Genomic DNA, 22,191 nt, shown 5'->3' on the forward strand with positions numbered 1-22,191 from the left:
GTAGACTCATTTACCCAAAAGATGGAAAATTGTAAATGAAGGATCGCGAGGCGGGTGCCGGAGAATACCGTTCAAGCGCGCGGAATGATATAATCGTGTTGGATTGAACAGATCCAGCAGACCAGGGAGAGGGATGATGACATGTTTGGGAAAGTAGCCGCCGACATCTTGGGAATCAGTGACATCGGATCGGTCATTAAACAGCAGGATTACGACAAGGTTGACTCCGACGATTACGTGATGCACGAAGACAACGAGAAAATTTACTTCCTTATCAAGTCCAAGACGGACGAATACTGCTTCACTAATCTTGCACTGATCCATCTGGACGGCACGAGCGCCATCAGCAAGAAGCGCACGCTCCACCGCTACAGCTACAGCACCTACAGCATCTCGGACGTTCTGCTGGAAACGGCGGGAACGGTGGATCTGGACGTCGAAATTAAATTTACGATGGGCTCCGGTTCGGCAGCGTTCTCCATCGATGTGCATAAGAAGCATATTGCCGAGGTCAAAGACCTGTACAAAGCGCTCATCAAAATTTCCGAGCTCACGCATGAGAACGAAGTGGCGATGGCGTACGCGAAGGAAAGTCTCGAACTGGCGTCCTCTACCTTGAACCGCGTGGTCAAGCACGACATCGATACCGCCGGGCAGTTCAAGGAAATCAACCAAGCGGCATTCGATTGGCTGACCGGTGCCCGCAAGCAGTATAAAATCAAAGACTTCGGCTTCGTGTTCGAGAAGTATATTAATCAATAAAAGAGAGCACCGCGTCCGGAATGGGGAGGCGGTGCTCTTTCTCGTTATGACGGAAGTTATACCTTAAACTTCAGCAGCTCTTCGTTGAGCTCCTGCGACATCGAGCTCAGCGATTTGGAGGAAGACGAGATTTCCTCCATCGAAGCGAGCTGCTGCTGGGAAGCAGCCAAAATTTCCTGCGCGTTTTGGAGAGAAGCTTGCGAGATGGTGACCAGCTCGGTCATCGAAGCGCTGACTTCCTCCGTTCCGGCCGACATCTGCTCGGAAGCGGCGGAAATTTCCTGAATTTGCTCCGAAATGCTTTGTACGGACGCATAAATGTTTTGGAACAGCTCTCCGGCTTCGGTGATCAGCTTGGACCCTTGCCCCACGTCGGCAACCCCTTGATTCATCGAGGTCACGGCCGCACGGGTCGAGCCCTGCACCTCTTTCACGAGGCTGGCAATATCGTCGGCGGATTGCTTCGCCTGCTCCGCCAGCTTCTTGACTTCATTGGCGACGACGGCGAAGCCCCGGCCATGTTCCCCGGCGCGCGCCGCCTCAATCGAGGCATTAAGCGACAAGAGCTGCGTTTGATTCGAAATATCCGCGATGACTTCGACGATGTTGCCGATTTTTTGCGACAGCTCGTTGAGCGCCGCCAAATCGGATGCCGTCTGCCCGACCGAATCCTGAATCGACTTCATTTGGCGAATCGCCGAAGTGACGAGCTGGTTACCTCCCCGCGCTTCCTGCGCCGAGGCGAACGACAGCTCCGAGACGTTGGAAGACGATTCGGCGATTCTTTGCACGCCGACGGCCATTTCTTCCATCGCCTTCGATGTCTGTTCCGCAGCGGTGGCCTGCGCCTCCGAGCCGTTGACGACTTGCTGTATCGCCCCGGCGACGTGATTCGAGGTTTCGACCGATTGATCCGCAATCGCGTTCAGCTCCTCGGAGGAAGCCGCGACATGCTCGGCGGTCGCATGGGCTTGCTGGACCATGCCTCCGATCGAAGTCAGCATCGTATTCATGTTCTGAGACAGCTGCCCGATTTCGTCCTTCGACTTGACCGGGAGTCTCGTTGTGAAATCGCCTGTTCCAATCCGCTCAAGGAGCTTGGACAGAAGCACGATCGGCTTCGTATTGGCTCTGGAGATGAGCAGCGCCAAGAGCGTGTTGATGACTACGAATACGGCGATTAAAATCCAGGAGAGCACCCTCGACTTGTTAATTCCTTCGTACACTTCCGCGGTCGGAGCGACCGTGACGATTTTCCATCCCGTAGAAGGCACGGTATCGTATGCGGCGATATTTTCGCCGTTCGAGGATACGAAGGTCACCATACCGCTCCCGTTGGCCAAGATGTCCGACCGGAACATCGCCGCTTGCTCTGCGGTGAACGCCTCTTCGACTTTTTTGCCGACGGCCGCCTTATCGGGGAATGTAACGACCGTGCCGTAGGAGGTCACCAGGAAGCCGAAGCCGGTATCCCCGAATTTGATGTTCGACGTCAGTCCGGACAAAATCTCGGAGTTGAGCACGGCGGAAATCGCCCCGGTAAATTCGCCCTTATCGTTCAATATGGGCACGTTCAAAATGATAACGTTCTTCCCGGATTTGCGGCTCACGATCATGTCGCTGATCGCAGGCTTCTTGGTTTCACGAGCCTGCTTGAAGTAATCGCGGTCGGTGATTTGACTGACGCCGCCGTCCGGGCTGTAGCTGCCTCCGTTGACGTCCACGTAGGAATAGTATTCGACCTCGCTGTCGATTTCCCCGAACGCCTTTAACACCGGTTTGATCGCTTCGACATTGCCCGATTTGAGGACCGGATTTTTTGTGATCATCTCTTGTACGAGTTCCGTTCGCTTGCGTACCCAATAATCCATATATCCTACATTGGATGAGGCCAGGCTTCTTTCTTTGTCGCGGGTCTCTTCTTTAATTTCCGCTGTCAAATAATTGGACAGAAAGATAGTGCTGCACAGCAAGGGAAATAAAGAAAGCACCAGTAATAATACGGTTAGTTTGATACGGATTGAAGCATTGACCCACTTTTTTAGCATGCAAGTTCCTCCCGGTTGTAAGTTCGAGCCCAATTTATGTCGTCTTGCGGCAGTGGCCGAAAGCATCTGGTTATTATATCGGTGCTGCCAGGAAACAAAATGATAGCCATGCGTGCAATAAATAAAAAATTAATCAAATTTTAGAATTGGAACGATTATTTTTTTCGTTGCGCCCCGACTGTTTCCAAGCTAAGCTCATAGTATGGAAAGTTCAGGAGGGGTCCCAGATGCGATGGACGGCAATTCCGTGTGCGGGCAAAATCAGTATCGCCGCCGTGCTGGCGCTGAGCTTGTGGCATGGCGCAGCCGGCAAAGAAAGCGGGGCAGCGGCCGCCGCTCCCTCCGACATGCTGTACGAGGCGGAGGACGCCCGGACGGAGGGGACGGCTATAGCGGCCGTACGACGCGGATTTTCGGGGACGGGCTATGTTACGGGCTTCGAGCGCGCCGGGGAAGCCGTGCGGTTCACGGTGAACGTGAGGGCGGACGGGTTTTACCCGCTCAAGATCGGATACGCGTCGCTTTTCGGCGATAAGACGAACTATGTGGAAGTGAACGGCAGCACGGCGGGGGAGAAGCTGTTTCCGCAGACGGAAGCGTTTACGGAAATCGACTTCGGTCAGGTGCAGCTGGAGGAAGGCGAGAATGAGATTCGCATTTCCACCTACTGGGGCTACTTCGACGTCGATTACATCCGGCTCGGGGCCATGCAGCCGCGGCCCGCGATCCCCAAGGTAACGCCAAAGCTTGCCACGCCGAACCCCTCGCGCGAGGCGCAGGCTTTGATGGACTACATGACATCCCGCTACGGGAAAAACATATTGTCCGGCCAGCAGCGCACCTCCTCCGAGGAGATGGACTATATTTACCGCGTCACGGGGAAGCTGCCGGTTATGGCCGGGTTCACCGCGACGGATTTCGGCGACAATGCGCTGGAGTGGGCGAAGTACGGCGGGATCGTTTCCGTGGAATGGCATTGGCCGGCGCCGATGGGGGGACATGAGTTTTTCGCTTCCAAGACGACCTTCGATGCGGCAAGAGCCGTGACGCCCGGTATGGAAGAGAACCGCTTGCTGCTCCGGGACCTCGACGAGATGGCGGAGAAGCTTCTCCGCTTCAAGCAGGAGGGTATCCCGGTCGTCTGGCGTCCGCTGCACGAGGCGGAGGGAGGCTGGTTCTGGTGGGGAGCCAAGGGGCCGGAAACCGCGAAGCGGCTGTACAATCTGATGTTTGACCGGTTTACCGGCTACCATGGGCTGGATAACCTGATTTGGGTATGGACGACGTCCGATACGATCCATTCGATGGATTGGTACCCCGGCGACGACATGGTCGATATTATCGGGGTGGACCGGTATATCAAGGACGGCGATTACAGCCCGCTGCTGAGCGTGTACGATACGCTCGTGAATATGACTGGCGGCAAAAAGCTGGTCGCCTACCTGGAGAACGGCCCGATCCCGGACCCCCGCCAGCTCAAAAAAAATAAGGTCGGCTGGATGTATTTCAACACCTGGAACGGCAAATTTCTTATGGACGGGAAGGTCAATGCGGAGCAGCATCTGCGGACCGTCTACAATCATCCGTATGTGATCACGCTGGACAAATTCCCTTCGCAAACGATATACGGCAAGCCGCCGCAGCCTTATCCGTACCCGGCGCGCAAGGAAGCGCCGCAGCCGGATACCGCGCATTGAGCGGGCGCCGGGCAGGAAATCTAATTTCGAATAAGGGGTGGGACTCATGCAAAGCATTCCAAAGCTGTTCGAGCATTTGAATTGGGCCAATCTTCGGATCTTGGAACGATTGAGAAGCGGGGAGGCCGGCAGCCATCCGAAGGCGGTTGGGCTTTTTGCCCACATTTTGCAGGCGGAGCGGATTTGGTTGACCCGGCTGCAGGGCAAGGACAGCTCGGCGCTGACGGTCTGGCCCGAAGCCGACCTGGACTTCTGCGGCCGGACGGCCGAGCGGAATCATGAAGATTACACCGCTTATTTGGCGGGTGTGACCGCTGCCGAGTGGGACCGCGCTTTTCGTTACACCAATCAGTCCGGCAAAGTGTTCGAAAGTTCGGTCGGGGATATTTTGACTCACGTGGCTCTGCACGGACAGTACCACCGCGGCCAAATCAACGCCTTGCTCAGAGCGGACGGCGCGGAGCCTGTGAATGTGGACTTCATCACTTTTGTTAGAGAAAGAAATGGCATATAAGCGAAGAGGCCGTCCCGGCAAGCGGATCTTGCCACGGGGCGGCCTTTCGTCCGTTCCCGGACGAAAAACCGGGCGGTCCGCAGTGGTACCCTCCGACTCGGCGCTCAGTGGCTCTAACCGCAGCGGGCAGGGCATGGTATAGTATCCGCACGTGACCCAGAAGGAGGAACTCGTCCATGTCCATGCCCAAGCCTTGGGCGGCTTATGCCGCCATGACCTTATCGATGATGACCGTGGGAAGCTCGGTCGTCGCCGGGAAGCTGCTCGTTCAATCCGTCCCCGTATTCGTCGCTTCCGCTCTTCGTTTCGGGATCGCCGCCGCTCTGTTGATCGCTTTATGGTTTATTTTGGACGGAAAGAAACCCGTATGGGTCAAAAGCGAAGTATACCGGATGCTGCTTATGTCGTTCTGCGGATCGTTTCTGTTCTCGGTCTGCCTGCTGTACGGCCTGCAATATACCGGCGCTGCGGAAAGCGGCGTCATTACCAGCACGACTCCGGTATTCGTCGCCTTGCTCTCCGCGCTCCTGCTTAAGGAACGATTGACGCCGCCGGTCATGCTTGGCGTTGCCGCCGCTGTCCTCGGGGTGGCGTTTCTGCACATCGGAGAACCTGCCCAGACGGGGACGGGGATTGCCTGGACCGGCAATCTGCTGATCCTCCTCGCCGTGGCGAGCGAGGCGTTATTTGCGGTCATCGGCAAGGGGCTCACCGGCAAATACAGTCCGGTGCTTCTGTCGGCGATCTCGTGCACGCTCGGGTTTCTGTGGTTTCTGCCGCTTGCGGTTTACGATGTCGTACGGATGGAAGGGCTGCATCTGACCGCCGGCGAGTGGTCGTACATTGGGTATTATGCGGTCGTCGTGACCGTGCTGGGGTACATCTTGTGGTATGCCGGAGTGAAGAAGGTACCAGGGTCGGTCTCCGGGCTGTTCACGGCGGTCATTCCCGTCACTTCGATCGTACTCTCGTTCTTCATTCTGCAAGAGCAGGTGACTTGGCGTCATGGCATCGGCGTGCTGCTCGTCGTCGCGGGCATCTTCGGCTATGCGCTTCTTGCGCCCGGTACCCGCAAAGGATGGCAATCGTCCCGTTCCTCGTATGCGGGCAAGAGAAAGTTTAACGCGCGGCTATGCCGTCCAAATCAATCCAATTATAATGGAGAATAGAAGCCGGGGTATGCGTCCGCAGAAAATTCGTCGTAGACCGATCCGGCTTAAAAGCATATTATTCTCATATGAATAATGGTAAAAGGAGTGTGCATCAGGTGAGCCCAAATCAACCGTCGGATATGTTCATCCGCAGCGAGCGTGAGGCTGAGCTTGCCGCGCTGGCGGACCGATTGGCGGCACGCTTCGCGCAGCGGGCGCCGCAGCATGACCGGGAAGGGAGCTTCCCGTTTGACAACTTTGCCGATCTTCGGCAAAGCGGTTATCTCCGGCTAACCGTGCCGCAGGAGTACGGGGGCGACGGAATTTCGCTCTACGAGCTCGTGCTGGCCCAAGAACATTTGGCACGCGGAGACGGCTCGACGGCGCTGGCGGTCGGCTGGCATGTCGGGCAGATGCTTCATTTCCGCTGCACCCGGTATTGGCCTGAAGCGTTGTTCGCCCGGTTTTGCGGCGAGGTGGTGCGCGAGGGAGCGATGATCAACCACTTCGGGACGGAGCCGGCGACCGGCAGTCCGAGCCGGGGCGGCAAGCCGCAGACGACGGCGATCCGGACCGAGGGCGGCTGGCTGCTGAGCGGACGCAAAACCTACAGCACCTTGAGCCCGGCGCTGCATCATTTTACGGTATCGGCCGGAATCGAAGGGGAAGACGCGACCGGCTTCTTTTTCGTCCGGCGGGGTTCTGGCATCCGGGTGGAAGAGACGTGGGATACGATCGGCATGCGGGCGACGGGCAGTCACGACCTCGTGCTGGAGCATGCTTTCGTGCCGGAGGACGAGATGCTCGGCCGATCGGACTCGGGCAGGCCGCGCGTCGACGACGGCGACGGCTGGCTGCTGCACATTCCCGCCTGCTATATCGGCATCGCTCATGCGGCAAGGGATTTTGCCATCGGCTTCGCCCGGGATTACCGGCCGAACAGCTTGCCCGGACCGATCGCGGAGCTCCCCCACATTCGCCAGCAGATCGGCCAGATGGAAGCGGACCTGATCACGGCCCGCACGCTGCTGTATGCGATGGCGGACCGGTGGGACCGCGATGAGGCCGGACGGCCTGCGCTGAAGCCGGAGCTCGGGCTGGTCAAGTACGTCGCGACGAACCATGCGATCCGGATCGTCGACACCGCGATGCGCATCGTTGGCGGCGCGAGCTTGTCCCGCAAGCTGCCGCTGGAGCGGATGTACCGCGACGTCCGCGCCGGGCTGCATAATCCGCCGATGGACGATGTCGCGCTGCAGCGGCTGGCGGCACGTGCGTTAGCGGAGTAAGCGCAGGCGGCGGGTTCCTGCGAAATTCGGGTAAATTTTTGTAAGCCACCAGCCGATATTGGTAAGAGAAACACACGTAACCAAGAACGAATAATGGGGGCATAAGAAGTGAGTTTGTACGAAGCCAGTTTGTCGCAGGAAACGATACGCCGTACCAAGTCCTACGATATCGGTAATTTGTTCTATGTCGCGTTTTTCGGAGGCGTCATTGCGCTTACCGTGCTGGCGAACCGGACCGGCCGCTGGCTGCATGTGAATCCGAACGTCTTACGGGGCTTCATCCTGGTGGCAGCCCTGCTGTATCTTGGGAAAATGGGGTTTTACTACGCTTATTTTCACCACATGATCGAGCTGGAGCGCGTTTATGTAAAATATATCGCCCGGGCCGCGGAGCTGCTGCTGTTCGGCGGGTACTATCTTGCGCTTCGCCAGCCGTACCGGCAGCATATGCTAACCGTCGGAGAGAGCGAGCCGCTCAAGAAAAGCGGCATCGTCTGGTGCCTGATTTCCGCCGGGATCGAAATCGTTTCGATCGTACTGTTGATCGCACTTTAAGGCTGGGGGGCTGCGGTTCGTGGACGAAAGAGCAAGCAGGGCGTTGGATTCGAAAATCGACCATTATTTGGGCATGCGGCGCTACGCCAAAGTGATCGAGCTGGTGAAGGAAGGACTGGCTGATCATCCCGGCCAGGCGCGGTATTATTTTTATCTCGGCGTCTGCTTTTATTCTCTGGAGCGCTATCGCGAAGCGGAGGAGAATCTGCAGGAAGCGCTGGTGCTCGGCTACGATAAAGAAGCGGTATTCGAATGGCTCGGAGACGTCTACACCAAGACGAAGCGCTGGGTGGAGGCGGAGCGGGCGTATTTGGATGCGCTGAGCGATAACCCCGAGAGCGCACGGGTTCATGCGTCTTATGCGATGCTCTTGAGGGAGACGGGGCATCACGACAAGGCGAACCAATTGATGCGGAAGGCGCTTGAGCTGGACCCGGAGGACGATTACGTAGTGCGTTCCCACTACATGTTCGCGCTGACGAAAGACAGCCGTTTGCAGCAAATCCAATCGCTCGAGCGGTTGATGCAGGTGTCGGGCGATCAGATCGCCATCGAGGTGCATCTCGGGCTGGATGCCCTGTACCGCGACCGCCTGACGGACGCCCGCGACCATTTCCGGCAAGCGTTCCTGCTCGACCCGACGAATAAGGAGCTTGCGGAGCTGCTGGAGGAGCTGGATTGGGGGCGGCATCCGGTGCTTGTCCCGCTGCGGCTGGTCGAAAAAATCGGCGGTCCCATGGTCGTCTACGTGGTCGGCCTCGGCGCGATGCTGGGGACCCGGGCGCTCGGATGGGAGCAGGCGACGATCGTGCTGCTCATTCTGTATTTTACTTACTTGATCTATTCGTGGACGGCCAAGCCGCTGGCGAAACTATTAACGAGAATCCGAGGGTAGCGTATGGACAAGATCAATTGGCTGGAGCAAATGACACAGAAGCAGCCGGAGGATGCGCAGACCTGGTTCTGGCTCGGCAAGGAGTACGAGGCCGCGGAACGCTGGCTCGATGCGATTCAGGCGTTCTCCAAGGGCTTGACGTATGCCCAGGACGATGCCCTGCGCGGCGAAATCGTCGCCGCGTTGTCCCAGGTGACGGCGCGGCTGCAGCAGAGCGCGGCGGCAAGCGCTCCGGCGGATGCTGCGGCAAGCGTCCCGTCACCGGCGGAGTCCCGGACCGAAAGCCGGCCGGACACTTCCGGCGGCGGCAACGTGACGGAGCTCTTTCCCGACCGGGGGCTGGAAGCCGCGGAGTGCGGGGACCTGCCCGAGGAGCGTGCGGACTGGCAGGACGAGCTATTCGGGGAGTCGAAGCCGGAGGAAGACGGGCCGGATGAAGACGAGGCGGACGAGGCGAATTTCCCCAGCGTTCCGGGCAGGCAGTCGACGGCGTTCCGTCCGAAGGTCCACCCGGGCCTGCAGGTGGTGGCCGGCGGCAAGGAACCGGCTCCCGAGCGGAAAGCCGACGTTCCGGTCATTACGTTCGAGCACGTGGCGGGCCTCAAGGACTTGAAGAAAACGATCCAGATGAAGATCATCAGCCCGTTTTTCAATCAGGGCTTGTTCGCCAAGTTTCGGAAGAAGACGGGGGGCGGCGTGCTGCTGTACGGACCGCCCGGCTGCGGGAAGACCTATATGGCCCGGGCGACCGCGGGAGAATGCCGGGCGAAGTTTATTACGGTGCACATTACGGATATTTTGGACCCGTATATCGGGATAAGCGAACGCAATCTGAAGGAAATGTTCGATAAAGCGCGGGCGCAGCGGCCCAGCGTCATGTTTTTCGACGAAGTCGACGCCATCGGCTTCAACCGTTCCAAGTCGTCCTCGCTCACGAGAGGCCTGGTCGATACGTTTCTGCACGAGATGGACGGTATCGACAGCGATACGCACCACCTGCTGATCATCGGCGCAACCAATATGCCGTGGGACGTGGACAATGCGCTGAAGCGGCCCGGCCGGTTCGACCGTCTGGTCTTCGTCGAGCCTCCCGATGTGGAGGCGCGGGAGCACATTTTCGCGCTGCAGATGCATGAGCGGTACGCCGAGAAGCTGGACACGGCCAAGCTGGCGAAAGCGACGGAATTTTTCTCCGGCGCGGACATCGCGAACGTATGCGAGCGTGCGGTGGAGCGGGTGCTGATGGAGATTCTCGAAACCGGCGTCGAGCGTCCGGTCCGGATGCGGGATATGGAGGAAGCGCTGGCGGAGGTGCAGCCCTCGACGCTGGACTGGCTGCGGACGGCCAAAAACTACGTCAAATACGCCAATCAGGGCGGGATGTACAACGATATCGAGCGGTACTTGCGCAAGCACGGGAAGCATATTTGACCGGCTTGGTACGAGCCCCGAAACAGTTGAAAGTGGAAGTCCGGAATGCTATCATTTAAGTACTATCATCATGTATGGAAGAGGAGCCCGATTGTGCGTCGTTCGGGCTTCTCTTTTTTGTAAAACGGGCCGGGGATGAGGCGGCGCATGGACTTCGGAGTGCTTGTGGCGGATGACGAACAAGCGATTGTCAGCGCAATTGCGCGCGCTTTGAAGCGGGAAGGCTTCAAGGTGGAGACGGCCTATGACGGCGAGGAGGCGCTCCGCAAGACGGAGACGTTCCTCCCGCATGCTGCGGCAGGTTGCCCGGGCTGCCCGATCGTCTAGGGACCGTCCGGCCGCCTGCTGCAGGTCGTCGGGCGGGTCGCCGGAAAGTCCGGCGAAGACGCCTTTACCACGGTGTATGATTTGAAATCGTAGAGAAAACAACATGAGGTGGAGTGCAGATGATAAAACGTGCTGGAAGGATGGCTGTTCTGGCGCTGCTTGTCGTGGCGGGCATGACAGGGTGCGGAAGCGGCGACAACTCGTTGACCGTGAGGGAGCCGCAAGGGCAGACAACTTCCCCGCAGCCGGGGACGCCCGGTTCGGAACCGGTTCGCGGCAAGGACTTGCTGAAGCAGCTGGACATGACCGCTTCGGGAGCGAAGGAAGCCCGGGAGATCACGGCGTTTCTGGACGCCAACTTGCAGAAGGCCGACGTGAAGACGGCGGACAGGATGCTGCTGCGGCTTGAGCAGTATTACGATCAACTGCTGCCAGGCGTGAACGCCAATTTCAAGCGGATGCTGGAGCAGCCGGGAACGGCCGAGAAGCTGCGCGAGCTCGGGTTTCCTCTCGATTTCAATAAAATCGAAAACGACGATACGCTGAAACAGTGGCTCCTGCGGCAAACCGAAGGGAAGCTCGCGCTGGATATGAGCGGGGAAGGCGATTTTTATTGGAAAATCGACTATGAGGCTTTGAAGAAAGCGTACGCTTCTCACGCGTCCGACGATGTGAAGGCTTACCTCGCCATCCGGGCGGCGGAATCGAACAAGACGTTCTTCGACGACGGCCGGTTGCTGATCGGACGGAGCGAGCTTGCGGATCGCATCCTGCGGGCGGAGAACTACTTGACGAGCTATCCCTCCGGCCACCGAAGGACCGAAGTCAAAGCGCTGTATGTCGATTATATGGAGCAGTACATTCACGGGTACCGGTACGATGCCATCGATGAAAGCACATTGAAGCTGCTTCCGGCGGTCAAGCGCAGCTACGAGCAGCTGGTGAAGCAGCACCCGGATACGAAGACGGCGCAGATTGTGCAGGATTACCTGGAGGAGATCAACCGGAACAAGGACGTCATCTACCATCCCGGCAAAAAAGGCGAGAGTATCATCGGCGATCCAAAGCGAAATATCGGCGAGTTCTGGAGCGGGCTCCGGAGCCGGATCGATGCCGCATTCCAGGCAACGAAGCAGCAGCCGGGGCCGGGATAAACAACAAAACTGAATAAAAAACGAAAAAAGGACGATAAAAGCTAATGAAACCTTTAAAAAAGGCGATCCTTACATTGGCAGGCAGCGGGAACTTATGGTGTCCTTTTTCGTCCGGCACGTAAACCCAATAGCGGGACACGTTCCCATGCTGTCTCTTTTTGCCTTTTGAACTATTTATGTCAATCGGGTGAGTTTCCCTGAAACTTTCGTTCCCTTTGCTTCGTATACTGCATGGGAAGTTTTATTCCTTATTCCGGCGGCGACAGGAGATTAGATGTATGGAATGGCTCAAAACGATGTTTTCCAACCTGACGGTAAGACGATTCGCCATATTGCTCATAGTTTGCTTTCTATTGTTCCAAATTCGGGATATGCTGAATTTGGTGCTGCTGACTTTCCTGTTCACCTTCATCATGTACCGTCTGCAAGGGTATGTCACGGCACAGTTGAACCGTTTCATCCGGATCAACAGCAAGACCGTCGTGATCTTGCTGTATTTGATCATTTGCGGCCTGTTGGGCTGGGCGATTGCTTACAATCTGCCCAAGGTTATCGTCCAAATCAAACAGCTGTATGATGTCGTGTTTACGTTGATGAACTCGCCTCAGCCGGATGACGAGCTGTCCAGATGGATCGCCGGCATCTTGAAGGAATTGAACCTGCAATCGTATGTGAAGCAGGGCTTCGAGTATGTGCTCAAGATCAGCAACTGGGGAACGACGTTTATTTTCGCGCTGCTGCTCAGCCTCTTCTTCATCTTGGAAAAGAACCGCATCGTCCGGTTCACCTCTAAATTTAAAACGAGCAAAATCGCTTGGCTCTATAACGAGCTGGAGTATTTCGGCCGGAAGTTCGTGCTTTCCTTCGGCAAGGTGATCGAAGCGCAGCTGCTGATCGCCGTGTTCAATACGATTTTTACTGCGATTGGGTTATGGATACTGGGGTATCCGTATTTGTTCGCGCTGTCGATCATGGTGTTCCTGCTTAGCTTGATCCCGGTGGCGGGGGTTATTATTTCGCTTATTCCGCTCTGCATTATCGGCTATACGCTCGGCGGCTTGCTGATGGTCGTCTATGTGATCGTGATGATTACCGTCCTGCATTTCCTGGAAGGGTACTTCCTGAACCCGAAGCTGATGTCGTCCAAAACGAATCTGCCGATGTTCTATACGTTCATCATCCTCATCTTCTCCGAGCACTATTTCGGGGTATGGGGACTCATTATCGGGATTCCGGTGTTCGTCTTCCTGCTGGACATCCTTGATGTGAACGTGGATGAACGCTCTGGCAAGGGATGAGCGGGAAGTTGAATGTTTGGAAGAAAACAGGTCTTTGCGGGGCTTTAAAACGTCGAAAAGGCTACCTACACGTGAAAGTGAGGTAGCCTTTGTTATACATGTGGATCAAAAACTTGAATAGTCAATCGTTGTGACATTGTTATTTTTCATATAGTCGTAAATTCTCGCTAGCTTCAAGTCTACCATAGCGTCCCGAATAAGTTTTTCACCAGTCGGAGTGGGTCGCGATAAAGCGATATGAGGGACACCTTGTACCCGGTATTGACCAATTTTCACGTCCTTAATGATCTCGGTCTCTATGGCTTTCGCCTTCCTCTCAATCGTAGCGCTCATCGTTCCTTCCCCCTTAGTTTATAAAGCATTCTCTAATTATTATACAGCAAACATAGAACATCCGCCACTCAGTATAGAACAGGGTGGTTTCTAATTTGAATTTTAACGGCGGTCTTTATGTGGCTTTTGCTTACTAGCTTCCCGCATAATTTCCAGCTTTTCCATTGTATCAGCCGGAAGTAACGCACTCATGGTATACGTTGTCGGGTTCGGTTCATCCGTAATGACAGTAATTACGAGTATGGGCCCGTCAAAAACAATGGAGACCGTGCAGGTCTTGCCATTATATTCCCCGTTTAAGTTATAACTTAAACACCCGTATCCTCGCCATTCGGCATCGTTCTCAATTTTTTGTGACTGAATAACGATATCGGCTATACCCAATAAGGCACGTTCACTAGGAAAGGCGTCGCGATCAATTCGTGCCGCAATTCGCTTTAAACCATGATCAGTAAAGCGCAGCAGTTGGTGGTCAATCAATGTTTGGGGCGTATGGCCATTAACCAGTTGATTTTTATAACCAAGCACAGATGCTTTCTGCTCGGGGGACAAGCGAATTTTTATGCCCCTTGTGTCAGGGTTCAACCATTGTTTTTCCGTTTTAGATTTTGCTGTCGAAATGATAAGCTGCAGTTGTTCATCCGTCAGCTCTACAATATCGTCAAAAACGATTTCGGTATCACGTAATTGAATTTTTACTGCCAAATCTTCCAATCCCCCACCGCAAGTGCAATAATTCCCATTGTCGCAGAATACCGCTGGTATAGTCAATAAAGCTCAGTCATTTTTTGATTTAATACCATAATCCGACAAAAAAGGATGTTGGCCAGCCTCCGTTTCTAGTATAATCTTCCTATAACACCGATGCGGACGAGGTGGAAGGATGAAAAAATTACTGCTCGGCGTCCTGCTGACGCTAGGTTTGCTGATCCACCAGAACGCGTTGGCCGACCCGGCTCCTGCAGGCGGCGTGCCTTCGGAGAGCGCTCCGGTCGACCCTGCTCAGGCGGTACAGCCGCCTGCAGAGAAGCCGCAGGAGCCGCCGTCTTCGGTTCCTGCTCCGGCAGATGCCCCGCAGTCGGGGAAGATTACCATCTCCGCCGGTACGTTCTTCCTGGTGCTCGGTACGGTATCGGTTTTGCTTGTCGTGCTTGGCTGCGGAATCGTCTACAAGCTGAGGGTCAGCTGGCTTCGCCGCAGGGCGCAGCGGCTGCTGGTGAACGTGATGAGCGCAGCCGAGGAGTTAAGACCTTACGAAGGGAATGCAGAAGGAAGCACCGAGTCCATCGTGAAGCAGGCGGACGAGCGGCTGGCGAACCTGACGGTGGCTGTCAGCCGGCGGTTGACTGTGGTAACGGAGACGAAAATTTTCTTTCTCCGCTTTGTCAAGCTCTCGCGGTTTATCCGTGATTCGAAGGGCGAACTTAAGCGGTTGAGGACGTCCTTCAAGGAGGTTCATGCCGAGGTCCGCCGCGTTCTGGAAGCGGCTCAGGCCCTGTCGCCGCGGCTTCAGCGGCTTGTCGATCAGCGCGCCTCCGTAGAGGCCGAGGCGAAGAGCCGGACGGCGGAGCTTGCGTTTCCGCTGAACCAAACGTACGAAGAGCTGGAGCGGCTCCGGCAGGAGCTGCAGCAAGCGACCGATGCGGCGCGGCCCGACCCGGTCGGAGCGCAGCGGATCGCGTCGCAAGCCGAAGCCCGGCTGCAAAGCATCAGCCGGGACGTGAAGGACATTGGCATCTATTTGAGCGAATACCGGGCTTTTCCGGGCCGGTTGGACCAAGCTGAGGCCAAAGTGAAGAAGCTTGTGGAAGAGCATCGTCTGAATCTGTTTCATATCGATCCTTACGGGAGCCTTGCCGAGGCCCGCAGGCTGTCGGAGGACATGCTGGAAGAGCTCAAGGCCGGCAACCTTGAACAAGTCAGAACTACTGCTGCGCAAGTCAGCGGCCTTTTAAAGGCTGCGGTTGAGATGACGCAGCGGCATGCGACGTTCCGACGGCAGAACCCGAAAGACATTCAGCAAGTGCAGAAGAAGCTGTGGGACTACCGAACAACGGACGCGGCACTCGCTCCGGCGCTTGCGAGAACGCGTCAATGCTATGCTCAAGAGCATTGGCAGGACATGTGGAGTCGTTACGGAACAATCGATCGGCATGTGAAGCAGATGGAACAGCAGTTGCCCGAGGTGAAACGGCAATCCGACGACGAGCACCAGGATTACGATACCGCCAGAGGCTTCTTGGACGACATGCTTGCACGGCTTCGCGAGGCCGAGGAGATGCAGCGGAATTGCCGCAGCGCCGTCGAGCAGTTGGACCGGGGCTACGGCAGCCTGAAAAGCAAGCAGGGGCAGGCGTGGTCAGCGCTTGAAGCGGCAGTGAAGCAGGTGAAGCAAAACAATCTGCGCTTCCTTGTGGCGGACCAGGTCGACATGGTGCTTGCAAGAGCGGAGTCGTTAAATAACGAGCTGAATCAGCGGCTGTTCGTCCCGCCTTATCGTCTTGGAGCGATTGAGCAGCACGTTGTCCGCTTAACCGATCTCGCCAATGAGTTTGCCGGAACCGTCAAGCAGAGGCTGGAGCAGAAACGGCAGGCGGAAAGAGCGCTTGGTCAAGCGCAATCGAGCTACCGTTCCACACGCGCCAAGGTAAGATCCAGGATCGAGGTTCGAAGGTTCGACGCTCCTCATACATCCGTTATTCAGCGCGTAGAAGGTCTCATTGCCGGAGGCCGCTACATCGAGGCTGTCCATGAATGTCATGATATGGATAAAATTATAAACGAGATGAAACGGCTGTATCGGCGGGAAATTGAAGAAGAACAAAGAGCAGCGGCGGCACGCCGGGCAAGCGCTTCAAGCTCAAGCTCGGGCTTCTTCGGCTCCTCCGGCTCTTCCGGGTCTTTCCGCAGTTCCGGCGGCTCCGATGACGATGACGGCGGAGGGGATAGCGGAGAAGGAAACGAAGACGAATAGACATCGCATAAAAAAGGCACCGCTCCTGTTTTGGCAGGATGCGGTGCCTTTTGCATAGATGGGTCTTTGTTCTGACAGGGCTGCCCCCATCAGTAAGTAATCATGACCGTCCGCGTGGCTTCGGCGTAATCTACCTTGGCCCCCAGCACTTCAGCCAGCAGGCGGACCGGGACCATCGTGTTGTCGCCGACCAGCCGGGCGGGCGTATCGGTTTGCCGCAGGTCGCCGTTCACTTCGTAGGCGTTTTTCGTCGTGTAAAGCGTGACCTTAAGCGTTCCTTTCGTATACACGGCCGCGCGCTGCTGCTCGTCCCATTCCACGTTCGCTCCGAGCGCCGCGGCCAAGTCGCGGATATACAAGTACGAGGAGCCGTCGACGATGACCGGCGTCCGCTGCATCGGGAAGGAGACGCCGTCAACGGAATAGCTGCTGTCATCCAGCCCGAAGCTGGCTTTACGCTGAATCGGCAGCACGGTGACCGCTTGCTTGAGGTAATCGGACGCGTTCCGGTGCAGCTTCGTTTTTCCGAGCTGCGGCAGCGGTTCCGTCGTAAAATTCCATTCTTTCGACTCGGTGGTTGTGGTGCCGTCTTTTTTGGTCACCTGCAGGCTCAGCTTGACGAGATAAGTCTGATCCGCTTGCAGCGGCTTGCGCGGCAGCAGAATGACGGCATTGGCCAATTTATCGTCGTTTTCGGGCGAATTCGCGAACAAGTCGATCTTCTGCTTGGCATTATCGGTCAGCTCGGCGCTCAGCAGCTTGATTTTGTCTACATTTTCGCCGAAATATTGGGCCATGATCGGGTAGCCGACAGGGTAATTGCCGCTCGTATGCATACGCAGCGGGTCCGGGGCTTCGTTCCCGTCAAAGGACGTGGGCACATACCGTTCCCCGTCCGCCGGCGAGACGACGATCGGCGAGTTTTCGCTCGATCCGAAGCCGAATTCGATGATCGTGTAATCGCCTACTTTAGCAATACCGACTTCTTTGGCATCCGGATTCAAGAACGGAGAACGGTGGTACGGCGCGTCGAACAGCACGTCGACCGTCTCGCCGATCGATCCTACGTGATACGCGGCGTCTTCCCCGAGCTTGGCCGAATACCCGTAGTAAGCGGCGCGCTCCAGCGGCGACTGGCCGAAAAATCCGGGTTTGTTCGGGTTCTCGTCGTGCAAACTCTCCGTACTTTTTTCGCTTTGGGCGATTTTGTTCGCATCCAAATAGTTCGCATGCGCCTTCGCCATAGCGAGAAGCCGGTCGTTCATTTGAAGCTGGGGAAGCCCGTACAGCACCCGGTAGTCGTTAATGGCGGCGAGTCCGGCCAGATCCTCCGGGGACGGAGCCTCGAAGCGGCTGACCGCGTCTTTCGCAACGGTAAACGACCACGATTGCTCGATAGGCTTATAGCCCGGATAGGTGATCGACATTTGCACGGTGTAATTTCCGGGCGCGAGATCTTTGTCGGGCGTATAGGTGAACGTCCCTTTGTCATGGTCGTAACTGACAGGCACGCTCCGACCGTTCAGCGTCATGGTGTAAGACGAGGGCGCAAAGGCCAAATCGGTATCGAAATAAAACGTAAGATTCGGCTTGGTGACGCCGACGGTTCCTTTGGGAGCCGCCTCGTAGGAATAGGAGGACGCTTGGGCTTGGGGTACGGGAATTGTAAGACCGATACACCAGAGCATCAGCGCCAAGGATAGGAGCATCAGAGATTTGCCCAGGCGGGCGGTTGAATTCAAGGGAAATACCTCCTTACTAAATGTATGTTAGGGGTGTGGACTTCCTCTCTTACAACTATTCGGCATTGGCGGGGGAAACCCTTTTTCGAAAAAATTTCCAGACCATGGCGGGCGCGAAGAGCAGGGAGGAAGAAGTTGCGGAAAATTTATGATAATGATAATCATTGTCACTGAAAGAGTGATTTGCTATAATGAGTGCCGACCGGAAGATTATACCTACGTAAAGGGGATACATAACGTGAAACTTCTTAAGTCACTTTTTCTGCTGGCTGTTATTGTTTTGATCAGCGCCTTGCTGTTTGGCTGCGCCAAAGAAGGAACGCCGGATAAGCCAGCCGAAGCAAAACCCGCTTCAACGGATACAAAAACCGCATCGGCCGAGACGAAAAGCGCAGGCTCCGCTGCCGCTCTAACTATCAAGCATGAACTTGGCGAAACGCCGGTTCCCGGCTCCCCACAGAAGATTGTCGTGCTGGAGCTGGGCTTCATCGACGCGCTGCTGGATGTCGGTGTGAAGCCGGCCGGCGTCGCCGACGACAATAAACCGAACCTGATTGCGGCCGAGGTGCTGAAAAAAATCGAGGGCTACACCCCGGTAGGCACCCGCACGCAGCCCAGCCTGGAGAAGATCAAAATGCTTCAGCCCGATCTGATTGTCGCAGACACGGACCGGCATAAAAACGTATATGCGGAATTGTCCAAAATCGCGCCGACGATCGCCTTGAAAAACTTGAACGCGGATTATGACGATACGCTGAAGACGGCGCTTACGGTCGCCGAGGCGGTCGGGAAACGCAGCGAGATGGAGAAGGTGATCGAAGCCCACAAGACCAAGCTCAAAGCGCTGCAGGCCAAAGCGCCGCAAGGGAAGCCGAGCGTGCTGCTCATCGGCAATACGAACAACGAAATCGCCGTACGCAGTCCGGAATTTTTCACCTCGCAGCTGCTGACGCAATTCGGGTATACGTATGCTTTGAAGGATGCTTCGAAATACGCGTCTACCTCGACGAACGCCAATCTGACATTGGAGCAGCTTCTTGAGATCGATCCCGATACGATCGTGCTGATGTCCGCCGAGAGCGACAAGCGTGACAAAGAGGGCGGCCGGCCTATCGAGAAAGACCCGCTGTGGAAAGACCTCAAGGCGGTGAAGAACAAGCAGGTATACGAGGTGGACCGGTACGCCTGGTCGCTCCGCCGCAGTGTGCAGGGGGCGAATGTGATGATCGACCAGGCGGATAAGCTGCTATTCGCAGCCAAATGATCTCGGCCTCAACGCTCGGGAACGAGTTCGTTAGATTCGATAGCGAAGGGGTCGGGTACTAGTGGATTATTCCATACAGCCGCTCACGGAAACAAGAGCGGTCCGCAGACGAGCCGCTCGGATCGCTCTGGTGGCAGCGGCCGGTTTCGTGCTGCTGACGGCCGCGCTCTTGCTGTCCGTCGCCGTAGGCTCGACGTCGATGTCGATATCGTCCGTTTTGGCCGCGCTGCTTCACGAGGACGGGTCGCGGACGCACGGCATTATCCGGAATATCCGGATTCCGCGTACGGTTGTCACGGCGCTTGTCGGGGCGAATCTGGCTGTCGCGGGCGCATTGATGCAGGCCGTGACACGCAATCCGCTTGCTTCCCCGGGCGTCTTCGGGATCAACGCCGGGGCGTCGGTGGCGGTCGTTTTTGTGACCGTCACGTATCCGTTTGTGACGGGCGGATATACGGTGGCTGCCGCTTTTGCAGGGGGAGCCGCAGCGGCGGTCGTCGTCTTCACGATGGCTTCCGCCTTTAAAGGAGCTCATATGGAGGTCAACCTGGCGCTGACGGGAGTGGCCATCCAAGCGATCCTGTCGGCGGCGACGCAGGCGCTGCTTATTTTAAATGAAACGAAAACCGATAGCGTGCTGTTCTGGCTCGCGGGATCGGTATCAGGGAGAAAATGGGAGCACGTCCAAACACTCCTCTGGTGGGGCATTCCCGCGCTTGCCGTCGCCTTCGCGCTCGGGCGCTCGGCCTCCATCCTCAGCTTAGGTGAAGATATGGCCCGGGGACTGGGCCAGCGCGTATGGAAGACCCGGAGCCTGATTACGCTCGTTGTGATCTTGCTGGCGGGGGTGTCCGTAGCCGTCGCCGGTCCGATCGGCTTTGTCGGGCTGATGGTGCCACATATCGTGCGTTACTTGACCGGCGCGGACTATCGGGCGGTGATCCCGCTGTCCGCCTTGCTCGGGGCGGTGCTGCTGCTGCTCGCAGACCTCGCCTCCCGCTTCGTGCTGTTTCCGTATGAGACGCCGGTGGGCGTCGTCACGGCGCTGATCGGCACGCCGTACTTTATTTATTTGGCCCGCCGCAGGCGCAAGGAGGGGAACGGCGAATGAACCGACAGCATGTTCCGGTTGCGGCAGGCAAACGGCGTAATGCCGGCGTTCTCGGTCTGCTGGCGCTCGCGACTCTGCTTCTTGCCATAGCCAATATCGGCATCGGGGATGCGAAGCTCGGGATCGGGCCGATCCTGGCGTCGCTCGTCGGCCAAGGCGACCCGAACACGGCTGCGATTATTTTAGACTACCGGCTGCCCCGCATCGCGCTGGCGCTGCTGGCCGGTGCCGGTCTGTCCGTCGCGGGCGTCATCGCCCAAGGCGTCATGCGCAATCCGCTCGCCGCTCCCGATACGCTCGGCATTACGGGAGGCGCGGGGCTGGCTGCGGTCGTCGTGACGCTGCTGCTTCCGCTGTCTGCGCCCTCGGCGCTCATGGCAGCGGCCTTCGGCGGGGGTATCGCTGCCGCATTTGCCGTGTATTTGCTTGCTTATCGCAGAGGCGTCGCTCCCGTCCGGCTGGCGCTCGTGGGAGTGGCCGTCAGCGCATTTTGCTCCTCGGGCATTCACCTGCTGGTGTCGCGGGCCACTCCCAACGTGAACACGGCGCTCATCTGGCTCAGCGGAAGCTTGTGGGGCAGGTCATGGGACCAGGTGCTGCAAGTGCTGCCTTGGATGCTGCTCCTTATTCCGCTTGCCTGGCTGCTGGCCGTTCATTTGGACGTGATCCGTCTCGGCGACCCGGTCGCCCTTGGACTCGGCGTCAAAGTCGAGCTTCTGCGGGCGTCTCTGCTGGCGATGGCCGTCGCGCTGACCGGTTCGGCCGTAGCCGTGGTGGGCACGATCGGGTTCGTCGGGCTGATCGTGCCGCATGCCGCCAGGCAGCTTGTCGGGGGGCGTCATCGCATCTTGATCCCCACGGCGGCGCTCCTTGGCGGGCTGCTCGTTCTCGTCGCGGATACGCTCGGCCGGGGACTTTTGCCGCCGGTGGAAATTCCCGCCGGACTGGTCGTTTCGGCCGTCGGCGGCCCTTATTTTTTGTATCTGCTTTGGCGTCAGTCGAAACGATGAGATCTATTCTACTTTATGAGGGGAAGGAAAGCTTCAGATGAAAATTGCCTTGGTTATTTTTGATCGGTTTACCGATCTGGATTTATTTCTGCCATGGGATTTGTTGAATCGTGTCCGTTCCGTCGCAGGCGTGGAGGATTGGCAGGTAAAGATCGTAGGGACCAAGGAGACGCACGTGTCCGATGCCGGGCTGCCGATCCAGACGATGGGGACGATCGACGAACTGCAAGAGATGGACGCGGTCCTCTTTACAAGCGGGGTACTGGTCCCGGAGCTGATTCAAGACACAGAGTATATGGCCCGCCTCAAGCTGGCTCCGGACAGGCAGTGGATCGGTTCGATGTGCTCGGGGGCGCTCATTTTGGCGACGCTCGGGCTACTGGACGGCAAGGAGGCGACGACGTATCCAACCCGCAGGAAGATGCTGGAGAAGATGAACGTGAAGGTGGTCGCCCAAGATTTCGTCAGCGACGGAAGAATCGCGACCGCTGCCGGCTGTCTGGCCGCCCAACAGTTGGCGGAATGGGTCATCGCGTCCGCGATCAGCCCGAAGGTCGCCGCACAAGTATTGAGAACGATTCAGCCTGTAGGTAAAGGACTGTAGCATAAAAACAACCCGCGTGGAGCGTAACTCCT

Annotated in this window: 20 protein-coding genes; 16 read left to right on the plus strand and 4 right to left on the minus strand. The window is 57.0% G+C overall.

Features of this window, described 5'->3' with window-relative positions; translation table 11 throughout:
- Positions 1–141: 141 nt before the first annotated feature.
- On the plus strand, positions 142–762 hold the full coding sequence (locus KQX66_RS19030; RefSeq protein ID WP_216794388.1) for a PH domain-containing protein: 621 nt from the start codon (positions 142–144) through the stop codon (positions 760–762).
- A 56-nt stretch (positions 763–818) separates the two neighbouring features.
- Here the strand turns inward: KQX66_RS19030 and KQX66_RS19035 are convergent, their stop codons facing one another.
- Positions 819–2,810 carry a methyl-accepting chemotaxis protein gene (locus KQX66_RS19035; protein ID WP_216794389.1) on the minus strand — a complete coding sequence of 664 codons (1,992 nt, stop codon included), beginning with the start codon at positions 2,808–2,810 and terminating at the stop codon, positions 819–821.
- 227 nt (positions 2,811–3,037) lie between these two features.
- Between KQX66_RS19035 and KQX66_RS19040 the strand changes: the two genes are divergently transcribed.
- The 10 genes from KQX66_RS19040 (at position 3,038) to KQX66_RS19085 (ending at position 13,121) form a co-directional block, all read left to right on the plus strand.
- The gene (locus KQX66_RS19040) at positions 3,038–4,507 is read left to right on the plus strand and encodes a glycosyl hydrolase (RefSeq protein ID WP_216794390.1); all 1,470 of its coding nucleotides are present in this window, start codon (positions 3,038–3,040) and stop codon (positions 4,505–4,507) included.
- A 46-nt stretch (positions 4,508–4,553) separates the two neighbouring features.
- Positions 4,554–5,021, plus strand: a complete 468-nt coding sequence (locus KQX66_RS19045) for a DinB family protein (RefSeq protein WP_216794391.1) — start codon at positions 4,554–4,556, stop codon at positions 5,019–5,021.
- A gap of 176 nt (positions 5,022–5,197) precedes the next feature.
- Positions 5,198–6,190 (plus strand): DMT family transporter, encoded by a 993-nt coding sequence (locus KQX66_RS19050; protein WP_216794392.1) that lies wholly within the window; start codon positions 5,198–5,200, stop codon positions 6,188–6,190.
- Between the two features lie 98 nt (positions 6,191–6,288).
- Positions 6,289–7,461 carry an acyl-CoA dehydrogenase family protein gene (locus KQX66_RS19055; RefSeq protein WP_308647250.1) on the plus strand — a complete coding sequence of 391 codons (1,173 nt, stop codon included), beginning with the start codon at positions 6,289–6,291 and terminating at the stop codon, positions 7,459–7,461.
- Between the two features lie 108 nt (positions 7,462–7,569).
- Positions 7,570–8,016, plus strand: coding sequence for a hypothetical protein (locus KQX66_RS19060; RefSeq protein ID WP_010493105.1), 447 nt, complete (start codon positions 7,570–7,572; stop codon positions 8,014–8,016).
- Between the two features lie 19 nt (positions 8,017–8,035).
- Positions 8,036–8,911 carry a tetratricopeptide repeat protein gene (locus tag KQX66_RS19065; RefSeq protein WP_216794394.1) on the plus strand — a complete coding sequence of 292 codons (876 nt, stop codon included), beginning with the start codon at positions 8,036–8,038 and terminating at the stop codon, positions 8,909–8,911.
- A 3-nt stretch (positions 8,912–8,914) separates the two neighbouring features.
- Entirely contained in the window at positions 8,915–10,342 is a 1,428-nt protein-coding gene (locus KQX66_RS19070; RefSeq protein WP_216794395.1) for an ATP-binding protein, read from the plus strand.
- Positions 10,343–10,489: 147 nt separating this feature from the next.
- Positions 10,490–10,669, plus strand: coding sequence for a response regulator (locus KQX66_RS19075; RefSeq protein WP_438804199.1), 180 nt, complete (start codon positions 10,490–10,492; stop codon positions 10,667–10,669).
- 119 nt (positions 10,670–10,788) lie between these two features.
- Entirely contained in the window at positions 10,789–11,823 is a 1,035-nt protein-coding gene (locus tag KQX66_RS19080; protein WP_216794396.1) for a hypothetical protein, read from the plus strand.
- A gap of 278 nt (positions 11,824–12,101) precedes the next feature.
- Positions 12,102–13,121, plus strand: coding sequence for an AI-2E family transporter (locus KQX66_RS19085; RefSeq protein WP_216794397.1), 1,020 nt, complete (start codon positions 12,102–12,104; stop codon positions 13,119–13,121).
- Between the two features lie 105 nt (positions 13,122–13,226).
- Here the strand turns inward: KQX66_RS19085 and KQX66_RS19090 are convergent, their stop codons facing one another.
- Positions 13,227–13,454, minus strand: a complete 228-nt coding sequence (locus KQX66_RS19090; protein WP_216794398.1) for a thioredoxin domain-containing protein — start codon at positions 13,452–13,454, stop codon at positions 13,227–13,229.
- A gap of 102 nt (positions 13,455–13,556) precedes the next feature.
- On the minus strand, positions 13,557–14,159 hold the full coding sequence (locus KQX66_RS19095) for a hypothetical protein (protein WP_216794399.1): 603 nt from the start codon (positions 14,157–14,159) through the stop codon (positions 13,557–13,559).
- 178 nt (positions 14,160–14,337) lie between these two features.
- Between KQX66_RS19095 and KQX66_RS19100 the strand changes: the two genes are divergently transcribed.
- Positions 14,338–16,428, plus strand: a complete 2,091-nt coding sequence (locus KQX66_RS19100; protein WP_216794400.1) for a septation ring formation regulator EzrA — start codon at positions 14,338–14,340, stop codon at positions 16,426–16,428.
- A gap of 89 nt (positions 16,429–16,517) precedes the next feature.
- Here KQX66_RS19100 and KQX66_RS19105 read toward each other — a convergent pair whose 3' ends face one another.
- Positions 16,518–18,170 carry a stalk domain-containing protein gene (locus tag KQX66_RS19105; RefSeq protein ID WP_253957271.1) on the minus strand — a complete coding sequence of 551 codons (1,653 nt, stop codon included), beginning with the start codon at positions 18,168–18,170 and terminating at the stop codon, positions 16,518–16,520.
- A 238-nt stretch (positions 18,171–18,408) separates the two neighbouring features.
- On the opposite strand from KQX66_RS19105, the gene KQX66_RS19110 reads away from it, so the two are divergent.
- The 4 genes from KQX66_RS19110 to KQX66_RS19125 all read left to right on the plus strand — a co-directional run bounded on the left by KQX66_RS19110 (position 18,409) and on the right by KQX66_RS19125 (position 22,159).
- Positions 18,409–19,434 (plus strand): ABC transporter substrate-binding protein, encoded by a 1,026-nt coding sequence (locus KQX66_RS19110; protein WP_216794401.1) that lies wholly within the window; start codon positions 18,409–18,411, stop codon positions 19,432–19,434.
- Positions 19,435–19,495: 61 nt separating this feature from the next.
- On the plus strand, positions 19,496–20,545 hold the full coding sequence (locus KQX66_RS19115; RefSeq protein WP_438804200.1) for a FecCD family ABC transporter permease: 1,050 nt from the start codon (positions 19,496–19,498) through the stop codon (positions 20,543–20,545).
- The gene (locus KQX66_RS19120) at positions 20,542–21,555 is read left to right on the plus strand and encodes a FecCD family ABC transporter permease (RefSeq protein WP_216794402.1); all 1,014 of its coding nucleotides are present in this window, start codon (positions 20,542–20,544) and stop codon (positions 21,553–21,555) included. Before KQX66_RS19115 ends, KQX66_RS19120 begins: the two co-directional genes overlap by 4 nt.
- 37 nt (positions 21,556–21,592) lie before the next feature.
- Positions 21,593–22,159: a DJ-1/PfpI family protein gene (locus KQX66_RS19125; RefSeq protein WP_216794403.1), complete on the plus strand. Its 567-nt coding sequence runs from the start codon at positions 21,593–21,595 to the stop codon at positions 22,157–22,159.
- Positions 22,160–22,191 lie beyond the last annotated feature (32 nt).

Source organism: Paenibacillus oleatilyticus (genome assembly GCF_018998565.1).
Lineage (GTDB): Bacteria > Bacillota > Bacilli > Paenibacillales > NBRC-103111 > Paenibacillus_G > Paenibacillus_G oleatilyticus.

Excerpts from the sequence above, each read along its gene's own strand:
- KQX66_RS19030 (WP_216794388.1), top strand. The coding sequence starts at position 142 with ATGTTTGGGAAAGTAGCCGCCGACATCTTGGGAATCAGTGACATCGGA.
- KQX66_RS19035 (WP_216794389.1), bottom strand. The coding sequence starts at position 2,810 with ATGCTAAAAAAGTGGGTCAATGCTTCAATCCGTATCAAACTAACCGTA.
- KQX66_RS19040 (WP_216794390.1), top strand. The coding sequence starts at position 3,038 with ATGCGATGGACGGCAATTCCGTGTGCGGGCAAAATCAGTATCGCCGCC.
- KQX66_RS19045 (WP_216794391.1), top strand. The coding sequence starts at position 4,554 with ATGCAAAGCATTCCAAAGCTGTTCGAGCATTTGAATTGGGCCAATCTT.
- KQX66_RS19050 (WP_216794392.1), top strand. The coding sequence starts at position 5,198 with ATGTCCATGCCCAAGCCTTGGGCGGCTTATGCCGCCATGACCTTATCG.
- KQX66_RS19070 (WP_216794395.1), top strand. The coding sequence starts at position 8,915 with ATGGACAAGATCAATTGGCTGGAGCAAATGACACAGAAGCAGCCGGAG.
- KQX66_RS19075 (WP_438804199.1), top strand. The coding sequence starts at position 10,490 with ATGGACTTCGGAGTGCTTGTGGCGGATGACGAACAAGCGATTGTCAGC.
- KQX66_RS19080 (WP_216794396.1), top strand. The coding sequence starts at position 10,789 with ATGATAAAACGTGCTGGAAGGATGGCTGTTCTGGCGCTGCTTGTCGTG.
- KQX66_RS19085 (WP_216794397.1), top strand. The coding sequence starts at position 12,102 with ATGGAATGGCTCAAAACGATGTTTTCCAACCTGACGGTAAGACGATTC.
- KQX66_RS19090 (WP_216794398.1), bottom strand. The coding sequence starts at position 13,454 with ATGAGCGCTACGATTGAGAGGAAGGCGAAAGCCATAGAGACCGAGATC.
- KQX66_RS19100 (WP_216794400.1), top strand. The coding sequence starts at position 14,338 with ATGAAAAAATTACTGCTCGGCGTCCTGCTGACGCTAGGTTTGCTGATC.
- KQX66_RS19120 (WP_216794402.1), top strand. The coding sequence starts at position 20,542 with ATGAACCGACAGCATGTTCCGGTTGCGGCAGGCAAACGGCGTAATGCC.
- KQX66_RS19125 (WP_216794403.1), top strand. The coding sequence starts at position 21,593 with ATGAAAATTGCCTTGGTTATTTTTGATCGGTTTACCGATCTGGATTTA.